The sequence below is a fragment of the Pelatocladus sp. genome (assembly GCF_059505505.1).
On record NZ_JCACKS010000022.1, the window covers coordinates 7,145 to 18,802 of the forward strand.

Genomic DNA, 11,658 nt, shown 5'->3' on the forward strand with positions numbered 1-11,658 from the left:
CGAAATGATTTTTGAGGTTTATCTTAGCTCAAAGAAAGTGCGATCGCTTTTACGCCATTCCCGCCCTAGTCGTTCGGCTTCATCAAAGGTCGGATCATCAGCCGCACTACCCACAATTTTTTCCCACCATTTTTTTTGTACCTGGACGGGTGAAGACGCAGACAACTGCAACATAACTTTAATTTGCGCCATTTCCTGCTCTAGAGTGATGAGGCGTTGTTCCATATCTTGGGATGTCATAGTCTTATATCAAAAAATATATGCTTAGTATCATTGTAAAATTCTGGACTAATCGCTCCTCCCTTATCGGGCGATGGCGGCGCAATGATACTAACGGGACTTAAACAAAAATTAACCCCAAATGTAACCCAAACTGGCTTTATAGCAAGCAAAAAAGTCATGATTGAAGGTCAACCAATCAAAAAAGATTGATTTTTTACTTAAAAAATCAATCTTTTTTTTGAAAATGCTATCATCTATAAAAATAAATGCCATCTACCACATAACTGAATCCATAAATATACTTAAGCATTGGCTTAAGCTGATTCACGCTAAATAAATTACCTGCAATAAATTATACTGAAAACATGAACAAAAAATGGTTGGTTCGCAGTCTAGTAACAATTGGCAGTGTAGGCACTTTATCTATACCTATTACCCTAGCTATAAATTACAACCCAAACGCAAAGGCACCTATTCCATCAGAAGGTAAAAGCACCACAACAGATATTGCACAAGAACCTTCTCCAACAAATACTCAAGAAAAAGTCTCTACAAGTAATCCCAATCTAACCAATCGTGGTTACTCTAATAATGCTAGACCAGTTAATAAAGTTGATATACAGCCCAACGGAGTTTCAGGGGAAAACCCCATAGTCGGTAATCAAGCGGAAAACATCACAATTGATAATAGAAATCGACATAACACAGTTGATAATAGAAATCAAACAGAAGATGTTATTTGCGGAAATGGAAAATACATCAGTGGCTCAAGCTGTGTACATAATGGAGACAATCATATTAATGGCACGACTAACGTGAAATAAAAGAAAATTTAAGAAATTAAATTCCCTGACTTAATGGTTAGGGAGTTACTTATTTAATAGACCTCTTGCAAAAATCGCTTTTGCGGCCGACATCATGTATTTGTGAGGTACATCAAAAGGCCAAAAAGCGTATTTGCAACGCCGCGAAACGATTCTTGCAAAATGTCTAATATATAATCAGCATAAGATATATATGACAAACATTAGTAGATTAATATTTTCTTTAAGCTTACCAATATTATTACTTTCATGTAAATCGACTAATGCGGCAGAGAAAGTAAATTGTGATGGATATTTCAAAGACGGTTCAAGTTGCATTCATAATGGAGCAAATAACATAACTATTCAAAAATATGAAGACCATAGAACATATATTCAGCAACCTAGTAATGTCATTAACGACTCGCCAAACAACCAGGCTGTTACAAATGTAAGAAAAAGCAGTGCTGAATCAACAAATATCTTCAAACTAGATGATTATAAACCTACACAACCACAAATGGCTCAAGATGATGGACTTGGTCATTGAAAACAAATAACTATTGATAATTTCACTAAAAAAACAAGGAGAAAAACATGTTTTATGTAGCATTGTTTTCAAGTGTATTGATTGCATCTAATTTTACTGACACTCCATTATTAAAAAATCCTATTAATAAATACAACTATAAACCATACGTTGTTTCACAAAATGAAAATGAGTCGAAAAATGAAGATGTGTTTTCAGCAGAAAGCGAAGGTTTTTTATTTCAAATCACAAAATGCAAGAGGATTTCTCCTGAAAAAACAGAATGTAATTTGTTAATTAAAAACAAAAGAGAAGATAGAGGTATTACTATATATGGTAATCCTGGTAAGTACAGTGGATCAAGGACGAGGATAATTGATTCTTCAGGAAATGAAGCTTTTGCTTCAAAAGTCACTATTGGTGATAAGTCTAACCGTGCTTATGTGTCAACAAGTATTTTGCGTGACATTCCTATTAAAGCTATTATTACATTTGATGGAGTCATAACAAACAATATAAGTGCATATGTTATAGTAGTCAATTCTAGTGATAATTATCAAAGAACCGAGGTAAAATTTCTTCCAGAATCTTCTGATGCAAAAAAATGAAATTCATTTTAGAGTTTTAAGGCAGGCTCTAAGTTTGACTTAATCTTAAAATAAATGGAAGAATTTCTTTTATAACGGCAAGAAAGGCTGCGAATGGCAGCCTTATGAAACCTTTGCGCTCCTCTGCGTTTAAAAATAAAATCAAACATTTGGGATGCTCCCAACAACGTTGAGGTTTCTACGAACAACTAGTCAACGCTGCACCACATTGATCTTCACTTGCTAACCAACCTTTGATACCTTGATATTCAACCTGCGCCCATTCTCCTTGACAGCCTAATAATTTCACACTTGTGCTGGGGGGAACTTTCCCTACTTTTTGACTTTTTGGATTTGCACTAGTGTAAAGATTGACGCCATCAGTACCATAACCGCGCGATGATATACCTAACATTGGTAGATACACCCAACCAGTTCCTTTAAAATCACCAGTGACATCGCTAATTTTGACCCATTTTCCCGAAGCAGCAACTATCTTGACTGTCTCATTAGTAGCTATTTTTCCCAAAATTCTATGAGTAGGACTTGCACCACTGCGTACGTTTAAACCTTGTGGATTTTTGGTGATGACGTAGGCAGAAATATCACACTTTTGTTGCTTGGGTGGTTGTGCTAACACACTTTGATTGGCAATACCAGTATTAACAAGCACATTAATACTACAAAACACTAAGGCGATCGCTTGCTGAAAAACTTGATTGTTCAATTGCTTTCTCCGATGTTTAGACACCAGCAAGATCGCTGGTGTCATATTGTTACCTTAAATCGTAGCCAAACAAATTCGGATCTACTTGTGTTAGTTGCAAATCTGCCAAACCATACTCCGCCCAACGCCTTTCCACCATCGCTGCTATTTCTGAATCGGATTCTAAGGGTGCGCCCCATTCATGTTCGGTTTCTGGTGGTATCTTTGTAGTTGCATCAATACCCATGCGTCCACCTAAACCAATCTTTTCACTGGCAAAATCTAAGCTATCAAAGGGCGTATTCGGCAGAATAAATACATCCCGTGTGGGATCTACTTTAGAACTAATTGCCCACACAACTTGACGCGGATCTCTAATATTGATGTCTTTATCCACCACAATCACGAATTTGGTGTAGGTAAACTGTGGTAGCGCACTCCAAAACGCCAATGCAGCCCGTCGTGCTTGTCCAGGATAGGCTTTATCTATAGATATAATGGCTGCTTTGTAGCTCAAAGCTTCCATCGGTAAGAAAAAATCAATAATTTCTGAAACTTGTTGGCGTAGTATTGGAGTATAAATCCGATTGAGGGCGATCGCCATCATCGCTTCTTCTTTGGGTGGACGACCGCTAAATGTGGTTAAATAAATTGGGTCTTTGCGTTGTGTCATGCAGTGGAAGCGAATTAGGGGTGAATCTTCCACACCACCGTAATAACCCATGTGATCACCAAAAGGCCCATCTGGTAAAATTTCCCCTGGTGTGATTGTGCCTTCGAGGACAATTTCAGAATCAGCTGGAACTTCCAAATCTACAGTTTTACACTTTGCCAACTGTACACCGGAACCACCGTAAAGTCCCGCGAACAACCATTCAGATAAATCTACGGGAATTGGTGTGGCTGCTGCCATGATAATTAAAGGATCAACACCCAAGGCGATCGCAACTTCTAATTTTTTGCCATGTTCGGTTGCTTTGCGTAAATGTCTCGCCCCACCCCGCACCGATAACCAATGCACGGTCATTGTATTATGAGATTGTAGTTGTAAGCGATACACGCCAACATTGGGTGTACCTGTCTCACAATCCTTTGTAATTACTAGCCCCAAAGTGATAATCTTGCCACCGTCACCAGGATAAGGACGTATCAAAGGTAACTTATTTAAATCCAAATCTTCCCCTTGAATTACCACTTGTTGACAAGCGGGGAAAAAATCTCGTCCAGGTTTCGCCTTGAGTACATCAAACAGCACTTTACCAAAATCGATTGCTTGGGAAATCTTTTTGGGCGGTTTGGGTTGTTGTAGCATCGCCAGCTTTTTCCCCAGTTCTTCCAATTCCTGTGGATGCTGCATATTCATCGCCCAGCATATTCTCTCCACTGTCCCCATCAGGTTGATCGCCACTGGTACAGATGAACCTTTAACGTTTTCAAACAATAACGCTGGACCGCCCTTTTGCAGCATTCGGTTGGAAATTTCCGCAATTTCTAAATCTGGATCTACTGGCGCTGTAATTCGCTGTAGTTGTCCCTTTTGTTCCAGAAGTTTGATAAATTCCCGTAAATCTCTTGCCATTGTGTTAGAAAAATTTTAAGAACTATGAAGCGCTTTTTATATTATCTGTTATTTCTCTTCTCTAGTTCTTTGTCTGTTGTAGTCTGTCAAACCAATCTTGAGGAATAGGACTTTATACCAATTTTGGATTTTAGATTTTGGATTAAAAGCCTAGATCAATGGCCTATTCCAGAGCTTTGAAACAAGACTACCTATCCCAATTTGGTTGGGAGCATCCCAATTTTTTCAATATATAGCTAAGGGTTTAATACCAATTCTCTGTAAAGCTGCACATTATTTTAACCCTTCCCAACCTCCCCTTACCAAGGGGAGGTGCCGAAGGCGGTGGGGTTCTTTCTATGCATCTTCATATAGAAATGGTTTAAACCCTTAGCTAATAGCACAAGTCGTCTGAAGACGACTTGTTAAAATCAACTAGTCTGCTTAAGCAGACTTTCGCTATGAGACTGCGATTTTAATCGCAGGCTGACAAATCATATGTTTGGCCATTAGTCTAGAATAAGGTAAAAAGTCAATGGATTGGAGGTAAAAACAATGTCTAAAATTACTCCAACTATTTTAGTGACGACTTTAGCAATAGCAACAATTATTTCTTACCCTTCCAGAACTCTGGCGCAAACTCCCAGCAACGAAGAACGTAATACTACCCAAACAGGTTGTTTCTCTGGATACCCAGATGGCAGATATCGTGGTTCTCAAACAGTCACTCGCTACGAATTTGCTGCGGGAATGAATAGTTGTTTAAATCAGGTGGAAGAACTTATTCCCAATCGAGCAAATTTAGCAACGAAATCAGATTTTGATGTTTTAATTAAACGGCAAATAGAATTAAATCGACAAGTTCGAGATTTAAATCAGCGAGTTGAGAATATTCAAAAATGATTTTTGGCTCGAACATCAATACATACGGATAAACACAGATAATGACTCAACAACGGGAATTCCCTAATTGGAATAATTTATATCAAGAACGTCAAGTTGAAACGATGCCTTGGTACAATCCAGATTTGGATGTTGATCTAGAGCAAGCTTTAACTAAGTTAAAAATTAACTCTGGGACAGTTTTAGATTTAGGAACTGGACCAGGAACACAAGCGATCGCATTAGCAAAAAAAGGTTTTCGAGCTACCGGAACTGATATTTCTGAAGCTGCGATAACTCAGGCTGAGAGTAAAGCTAAAGAAGAAGGTTTAGATATAACATTTAGACAAGATGATATTTTTCATAGTCATTTAAATCAAGAGTTTGATTTTGTGTTTGATCGAGGCTGTTTTCATGTATTTCATCCTGATTTGAGACAGGATTATGTTCGTATTGTCCATAATTTGATTAAGCCCAAAGGTTACTTATTCCTGAAATGCTTTAGTCATTTGGAAACCAGAGAAGAAGGCCCTTATCGATTTACACCTGAAGAAATCAAGAAAAATTTTGGCGATCGCTTCAATGTCCTCTCTATTCATGAAACAGTTTATCAAGGTACTCTCGATCCTTTGCCCAAAGCATTATTTAGTATTTTGGAAATAATTTAAATCTCTCAGTGCTTGCTTTTTGTTTTTTAGGTAATATAATTAAGAGTCCGTAATGGCTCCTCAACAGGTGAAAAGCCATGTCTGAAACAGCCCTCGTACCCAATGTAACCCTGCCACCAACTCAGGCAGAACTTCCTTATGATGATGGTGAGCCGATGGAGAGTCAGCGCCACAAATTGCAAATGGATTTATTAATTGACGCCTTGACACCTTGGCTGGAACAACGAGAGGATGGCTATGTAGGTGGCAATATGTTTGTCTACTACAGCATGGCTCAAGTACGAAACAAAGATTTTAAAGGGCCAGACTTTTTTGCTGTATTGGGAGTGCCAAAAGGAGAACGTCGCAGTTGGGTAATTTGGGAAGAAGAAAAAGCACCGGATGTGATCATTGAATTATTGTCTGATAGTACCGCCGCAGTTGATAAAAATCAGAAAAAGTTGATCTATCAAAATCAGATCCGTGTGCCAGAATATTTTTGGTTTGACCCATTTAATCCTGATGATTGGGCTGGTTTCTTTTTAAGTAGTGGGCTTTACCATCCCTTAGTTGCAAATGAACACAATCAATTAGTCAGTAAGTCATTAGGGCTAGGACTGCAAGTTTGGCATGGAATTTACAAAGGTGTTGAAACATCTTGGCTACGCTGGGCAACATTAGAAGGAGAATTGCTACCTACATCACAGGAAATAGCAGAACAGGAACGACAAAAAGCAGAACAGGAACGACAAAAAGCAGAACAGGAACGACAAAAAGCAGAACAAGAACGACAAAAAGCAGAACAAGAACGACAAAAAGCAGAACAAGAACGACAAAGAGCAGAACAAGCAGAATCTAAGTTATTACAAACAGCACGCAATCTTCTGCAAACAGGAATGCCAGCAGAACAGGTAGCAAATTTAACAGGTCTTTCTATATCTCAAATAGAACAGATCACTAACTAGGTTGCATTGTAATTTCTGATTAGTAAGAGTTTGAAATTACCTACAAATATCGCTGTAGTAACCCAATTAATACTTCTGGCTGTTCTAGATGTAGTAGCACTCCTGCATCAGGAATCACATGAAAATCTTGAATAGCTCTTGAATTCAACTTTGCTAATCGTTGTCCTAATTTCACAGTTGTAAATTGTGCCTCTTTCCCCCAAAAAATTACTGTAGGAATATTTAGCTGTTCAAGATATAAACTTAAATCAAAATAAAGATCACCCCGTAAAAATGCCAAAGCTGCAAATTTAGCATTTGGCTGTTGGGCAGAAAATAAATATGCTTCTACCATCTCTGGCGAGACTCGTTCGGGTTTGGCAAACAAAAAACTTTGCAAAAAGTTTTTTACTGCCACTTCATTTTCAGCACCCAAAGCATAAATTAAATTATCTAACAGTGGAGTATTGATCAGCTCAAGCGGAAGTCTGCGCCCAGAACCTTGCCCAAAGTCATCAAAACCAGAAGGACAGACTAAATATAGTGCTTGGAATAAAAAAGGTTGAGCAATAGCCAGTCGAATTATCAAAGCAGCAGTTAGGGAAGATGCTACTACTTTCACAGGTGGAGAACAAGTATGTCTAATAAACTCTGTAATGATTGTGAGATAATCGTTGATTTGATAATCTCGTACTGGATGAGCAGAATCTCCCCAACCAATTAAATCTGGTGCGAGTATGCGGTGAGAAGCCGCAAAAGCAGGATAAACTTTCGACCATTCATAAGCAGAAGATCCACCACCAAAACAGTGAAAAAAGATTAGTGGTGTTAAATCTTCAGTATCGGCATTACACCAAGGTGCTGCAATTTGAGTATAGTAAACCATTGACCCAAAAGAGGTGTGGATGATTTTATGCCCGAAGCCTGGAGGTTGAAACTGAAGCATGGTCATTTATTATTGGTCATTGGTCATTGGTCATTGGTTATTAGCTTTTATCTTTTTCATTCTCGCTTTTTCCTTCTTGTTTTTGCTAGTAAACATTTTGTCATCGTGTGGCAAGATGAATAAAAACACTCGCACCAGCTCACCATGTTAGGAAAGCTACTAGACGGTCGTTACAAAGTTATCCAAGTCCTGAGTGCCGGAGGATTTGGTGAAACCTATATTACTGAAGATACCCGCCGACCAGGAAACCCTAAATGTGTTCTCAAATTGCTGAAGCCTGCGAGTTCGGAACCTTATTATTTGCAGACTGCGAGACGCTTATTTAATAGTGAAGCAGAAATACTCGAACAACTAGGAAATCACGACCAAATTCCTCGTTTATTAGCTTATTTTGAAGCAAGCGAAGAATTTTGTTTAGTGCAAGAGTTGATTGTGGGACACCCACTCAGTGCAGAAATGCGAGGTGGTCAACCTTGGACTGAAAGCCAAATTATCCAAATGTTGCAGGATGTTTTGGGAGTGTTGGAGTTTGTTCACGGTTACAGTGTGATTCATCGTGATATTAAGCCAGATAATTTAATTAGACGTGACTCGGATGGCAAATTAGTTTTAATTGATTTTGGTGCTGTCAAACAAATGCGATCGCAACTCGCAACTTCTCCTAGTCAAATGACTGCAACTGTTGCGATCGGTACTCCTGGTTATATGTCGGCAGAACAAGCCCAAGGTAGACCACGCCCAAATAGTGATATTTATGCTGTGGGGATAATTGCCATCCAAGCGCTAACGGGGATATTACCAACTCAGTTACAAGATAATCCTGAAACTGGGGAAATTATTTGGCCAAATCAAGTGCAAGCATCCCCCAGACTAGTAGCAATTTTACAAAAAATGGTGCGCTACCACTATCGCGATCGCTATCAATCTGCAACAGAAGCATTGCAAGATCTTCAACAATTACAATATCCAATACCACCGACGCAAGCACAAATCTCATCTGCTAACGCCCAATCAATTATGCCGCAGATGATGAATATGTACCCGCAAACATCAGTACCCCCTTCTGGTGTCACAGACTACTCCACTCCCGCTTCTCAAGTCGCACCACCACCAGCTTGGATAAACAAAACTCTCTCTGTGGCTAGATTCTTACCTTTTGTCGGTGCGGCAGGATTATTTTTATTTAAAGCACCCACCTGGATTATCCTGCTAGGTATTGGTTTAGCTACTTTTGGAGTTGGGTTATTTTTCCTTCGTTCTTCCTATCCAAGGCTAGCAAAAGATTATGATGCGGTTTTTGCTGTTGTATTCTGTTTATGTGGCATACTGTTGCTATTTCAAGAATATCAATCCTATGGCAAGCAAGAAATACCAATCAGCCAGTTTTTGCTAGCAGGAGCAGGTATATTTTCGGCTGTGGAATGTATTCGTTTACGTGGAATAAAGAAATAATTAGTGGTTAGCAGTTAGTGGTTAGTTATTGGTTTGAATTGTTCGCTTGCTAATTTATCAATGACGAACAAAAAACTTGCTTAGTTTATTGTAACACATATAATAACAATGAATAAATATCTATTAAAACCTGTACTAACCACCAACCTATACCAACTAACAACTAACAACTAAAATGTTTAAAAACCCACTTAACCTTATCGGTACAATTCTAATTATTGCAGCCCTTGCTTTATCTGCTTTACCTTTTGTGCGTCCAAGCTTATTCCGTCGGCAAGATATAGTATTAATAATAGTGTTTTTAATTGCTGGCTTTATTCTATTTTTTAATGACAGATGGTATGGAAAAGAATTAATACAATTTAATTTAATTCTTCTGACTATATCTGCTATTTTTTACACTGTTGAAAGTATCCGATTGCGAAGTAAAAATCCACAACAATAAGGATACGGTTATGACTGATAAAAATCGATCACAATGGGACTTAAGGCGATTTGTCGAAACCCTTACGTATTTTGAAGTTGTACCTTTGATTAACTGGATACAAGATTTATTTCAAGGTCGTACCAAAGATAATCAAAATCAACCAAGTGGAGCAAAACAGGTGGGTGTAATACTAGTAGCTGGGGCGACGGGTGGTGTTGGAAAACGAGTGGTACGGCGATTAATTGAACGAGGTTATCGAGTGCGATCGCTTGTACGTGACATAGAAAAAGCGAGAACAATTCTTGGTGAACATGCTGAGTTGGTAGTTGCAGATATTACTCAGCCAGAAACTTTGACACCTTTGGTCATGGCTAATATCCAAGCCCTAATTTGTTGTACCGCAGTGCGTGTACAGCCAAAAGAAGGAGATACTCCAGAACGAGAAAAATACTATCAAGGTGTGAAATTTTATCAGCCAGAAATAGTCGGCGACACTCCCGAAAATGTCGAGTATCGAGGCGTCAAAAACTTGGTAGAAGCTGCTGCAAAATATTTACCTACTTCTGAAGACAAACTATTATTTGATTTCACCAACCCATCCACAGAAATTAAAAACATCTGGGGTGCAGTAGATGATGTAGTCATGGGTGGAGTTAGTGAAAGTAATATGCAATTAGTAGAAGGTACAGCTTTATTTGCTGGTAATGTTTCCACTGCTAACTCCGGTGGTTTTGCTTCTATTAGAACTAAAAATTTCTCTCCTGCTTTTAATTTATCTAGCTATGAAGGCGTAGAATTGCGGGTGAAGGGAGATGGACAGCGTTATAAATTCTTTCTCCGTACAGACACAAAATGGGATGGAGTTGGTTTTAGTTATTCTTTCGACACAATCGCCAATACTTGGATGAATGTTCGGATTCCCTTTGCGGATTTGACTCCTGTATTTAGGGCTAAAATTTTGCAAGATTCTCCGCCAATTGATACTAATCAAATTTCCTCATTTCAATTAATGTTGAGCAAGTTTGAATATGATGGAGAATTAAATCCACAATTTTCTCCTGGTGCTTTTGCCTTGCAATTAGAATCAATTAAAGCTTACGGAGGAGAAAATTTACCACAATTTATTCTTATTAGTTCCGCGGGGGTGACTCGTCCGGGACGTCCAGGAATTAATTTAGATGAAGAACCACCAGCAGTGAGATTAAACGACCAATTGGGAGGGATTCTAACTTGGAAATTAAAGGGCGAAGACAGTGTCAGAGCTAGTGGAATTCCCTATACAATTATTAGACCATGTGCATTGACAGAAGAAGCAGGTGGCAAATCTTTAATATTTGAGCAAGGGGATAATATTAGAGGAAAAATCAGTCGCGAAGATGTGGCAGAAATTTGTGTACAGGCGCTAAAACAGCCGCAAGCGTGTAACCTGACTTTTGAAGTTAAAGAGGGAGAAAATCACGCTAGTTATATTGAGTGGCAAAAATTATTTTCACAATTGCAACCAGATTAAGCAGTGAATTAGCACCCAGAAATTTCTTGGTTAGAGATTTTTCGTCATAATTTTGGGGTTGTAGAGACGTTGCATTGCAACGTCTCTACATATTAGTTTCGTAGGGTGTGTTACCGCGCCAGCGTAACGCACTACTCCTCGATTTGCGGTGCGTTATGGACCAATACGGTTCAGTTAAGCAGAAAAGTAGGTTGGGTTGAGCGACAGCGAAACCCAACAAAGTCCTAACGCTGTTGGGTTACCCTGCGGGAAGCCGCTAGCGCGTCTACGTTCCTCAACCCAACCTACATCGTTTTTAGCCTTAACTGAACCGTATTGGATTTTAACCAGGTAATGATGGCTTTACGAGTGCGATCGCTACGGACTTGTGTTTTCAACGAACGGACTTGCGTTTTCAACGAACGGACTTGCGTTTTCAACGAACGGACTTGCGTTTTCAACGAAC

The 11,658-nt window shown here is 38.9% G+C and carries 13 protein-coding genes; 9 read left to right on the forward strand and 4 right to left on the reverse strand.

Annotation, left to right across the window (positions count from 1 at the left end):
• Positions 1-18: 18 nt before the first annotated feature.
• Positions 19-240, reverse strand: coding sequence for a hypothetical protein (locus AC5JMK_RS02525; protein WP_495909318.1), 222 nt, complete (start codon positions 238-240; stop codon positions 19-21).
• A 347-nt stretch (positions 241-587) separates the two neighbouring features.
• Here AC5JMK_RS02525 and AC5JMK_RS02530 point away from each other — a divergent pair, with 347 nt between their 5' ends.
• From AC5JMK_RS02530 to AC5JMK_RS02540, 3 genes are all read left to right on the forward strand, one after another.
• Positions 588-1,046, forward strand: a complete 459-nt coding sequence (locus tag AC5JMK_RS02530; RefSeq protein ID WP_495909319.1) for a hypothetical protein — start codon at positions 588-590, stop codon at positions 1,044-1,046.
• A 193-nt stretch (positions 1,047-1,239) separates the two neighbouring features.
• Entirely contained in the window at positions 1,240-1,575 is a 336-nt protein-coding gene (locus AC5JMK_RS02535) for a hypothetical protein (protein WP_495909320.1), read from the forward strand.
• A 47-nt stretch (positions 1,576-1,622) separates the two neighbouring features.
• The gene (locus AC5JMK_RS02540; RefSeq protein ID WP_495909321.1) at positions 1,623-2,162 is read left to right on the forward strand and encodes a hypothetical protein; all 540 of its coding nucleotides are present in this window, start codon (positions 1,623-1,625) and stop codon (positions 2,160-2,162) included.
• Positions 2,163-2,340: 178 nt separating this feature from the next.
• Here the strand turns inward: AC5JMK_RS02540 and AC5JMK_RS02545 are convergent, their stop codons facing one another.
• Both AC5JMK_RS02545 and AC5JMK_RS02550 read right to left on the reverse strand, forming a co-directional pair.
• Complete coding sequence (locus tag AC5JMK_RS02545) at positions 2,341-2,913, reverse strand: SH3 domain-containing protein (RefSeq protein ID WP_495909322.1); 573 nt, start codon at positions 2,911-2,913, stop codon at positions 2,341-2,343.
• Between the two features lie 4 nt (positions 2,914-2,917).
• Positions 2,918-4,426, reverse strand: coding sequence for a UbiD family decarboxylase (locus tag AC5JMK_RS02550; protein WP_096675384.1), 1,509 nt, complete (start codon positions 4,424-4,426; stop codon positions 2,918-2,920).
• Between the two features lie 534 nt (positions 4,427-4,960).
• On the opposite strand from AC5JMK_RS02550, the gene AC5JMK_RS02555 reads away from it, so the two are divergent.
• The 3 genes from AC5JMK_RS02555 to AC5JMK_RS02565 all read left to right on the forward strand — a co-directional run bounded on the left by AC5JMK_RS02555 (position 4,961) and on the right by AC5JMK_RS02565 (position 6,899).
• Positions 4,961-5,308 (forward strand): S-layer homology domain-containing protein, encoded by a 348-nt coding sequence (locus tag AC5JMK_RS02555; RefSeq protein ID WP_096675383.1) that lies wholly within the window; start codon positions 4,961-4,963, stop codon positions 5,306-5,308.
• A 41-nt stretch (positions 5,309-5,349) separates the two neighbouring features.
• Positions 5,350-5,955 (forward strand): class I SAM-dependent methyltransferase, encoded by a 606-nt coding sequence (locus tag AC5JMK_RS02560; protein ID WP_495909323.1) that lies wholly within the window; start codon positions 5,350-5,352, stop codon positions 5,953-5,955.
• Positions 5,956-6,032: 77 nt separating this feature from the next.
• Complete coding sequence (locus AC5JMK_RS02565; protein ID WP_495909324.1) at positions 6,033-6,899, forward strand: Uma2 family endonuclease; 867 nt, start codon at positions 6,033-6,035, stop codon at positions 6,897-6,899.
• 40 nt (positions 6,900-6,939) lie between these two features.
• On the opposite strand, the gene AC5JMK_RS02570 is transcribed toward AC5JMK_RS02565, so the two are convergent.
• The gene (locus tag AC5JMK_RS02570) at positions 6,940-7,824 is read right to left on the reverse strand and encodes an alpha/beta fold hydrolase (RefSeq protein WP_495909327.1); all 885 of its coding nucleotides are present in this window, start codon (positions 7,822-7,824) and stop codon (positions 6,940-6,942) included.
• Positions 7,825-7,968: 144 nt separating this feature from the next.
• On the opposite strand from AC5JMK_RS02570, the gene AC5JMK_RS02575 reads away from it, so the two are divergent.
• The 3 genes from AC5JMK_RS02575 to AC5JMK_RS02585 all read left to right on the forward strand — a co-directional run bounded on the left by AC5JMK_RS02575 (position 7,969) and on the right by AC5JMK_RS02585 (position 11,213).
• Positions 7,969-9,276, forward strand: coding sequence for a protein kinase domain-containing protein (locus tag AC5JMK_RS02575; protein WP_495909325.1), 1,308 nt, complete (start codon positions 7,969-7,971; stop codon positions 9,274-9,276).
• A gap of 175 nt (positions 9,277-9,451) precedes the next feature.
• Entirely contained in the window at positions 9,452-9,721 is a 270-nt protein-coding gene (locus AC5JMK_RS02580) for a Ycf66 family protein (protein ID WP_096675379.1), read from the forward strand.
• Positions 9,722-9,731: 10 nt separating this feature from the next.
• Complete coding sequence (locus tag AC5JMK_RS02585) at positions 9,732-11,213, forward strand: CIA30 family protein (protein WP_495909326.1); 1,482 nt, start codon at positions 9,732-9,734, stop codon at positions 11,211-11,213.
• Positions 11,214-11,658: the final 445 nt, after the last annotated feature.

Bases quoted from the DNA above. Each gene is read 5' to 3' on its own strand.
- AC5JMK_RS02525 (WP_495909318.1), bottom strand. From the start codon at position 240: ATGACATCCCAAGATATGGAACAACGCCTCATCACTCTAGAGCAGGAA.
- AC5JMK_RS02530 (WP_495909319.1), top strand. From the start codon at position 588: ATGAACAAAAAATGGTTGGTTCGCAGTCTAGTAACAATTGGCAGTGTA.
- AC5JMK_RS02535 (WP_495909320.1), top strand. From the start codon at position 1,240: ATGACAAACATTAGTAGATTAATATTTTCTTTAAGCTTACCAATATTA.
- AC5JMK_RS02540 (WP_495909321.1), top strand. From the start codon at position 1,623: ATGTTTTATGTAGCATTGTTTTCAAGTGTATTGATTGCATCTAATTTT.
- AC5JMK_RS02545 (WP_495909322.1), bottom strand. From the start codon at position 2,913: ATGACACCAGCGATCTTGCTGGTGTCTAAACATCGGAGAAAGCAATTG.
- AC5JMK_RS02550 (WP_096675384.1), bottom strand. From the start codon at position 4,426: ATGGCAAGAGATTTACGGGAATTTATCAAACTTCTGGAACAAAAGGGA.
- AC5JMK_RS02555 (WP_096675383.1), top strand. From the start codon at position 4,961: ATGTCTAAAATTACTCCAACTATTTTAGTGACGACTTTAGCAATAGCA.
- AC5JMK_RS02560 (WP_495909323.1), top strand. From the start codon at position 5,350: ATGACTCAACAACGGGAATTCCCTAATTGGAATAATTTATATCAAGAA.
- AC5JMK_RS02565 (WP_495909324.1), top strand. From the start codon at position 6,033: ATGTCTGAAACAGCCCTCGTACCCAATGTAACCCTGCCACCAACTCAG.
- AC5JMK_RS02570 (WP_495909327.1), bottom strand. From the start codon at position 7,824: ATGCTTCAGTTTCAACCTCCAGGCTTCGGGCATAAAATCATCCACACC.
- AC5JMK_RS02575 (WP_495909325.1), top strand. From the start codon at position 7,969: ATGTTAGGAAAGCTACTAGACGGTCGTTACAAAGTTATCCAAGTCCTG.
- AC5JMK_RS02580 (WP_096675379.1), top strand. From the start codon at position 9,452: ATGTTTAAAAACCCACTTAACCTTATCGGTACAATTCTAATTATTGCA.
- AC5JMK_RS02585 (WP_495909326.1), top strand. From the start codon at position 9,732: ATGACTGATAAAAATCGATCACAATGGGACTTAAGGCGATTTGTCGAA.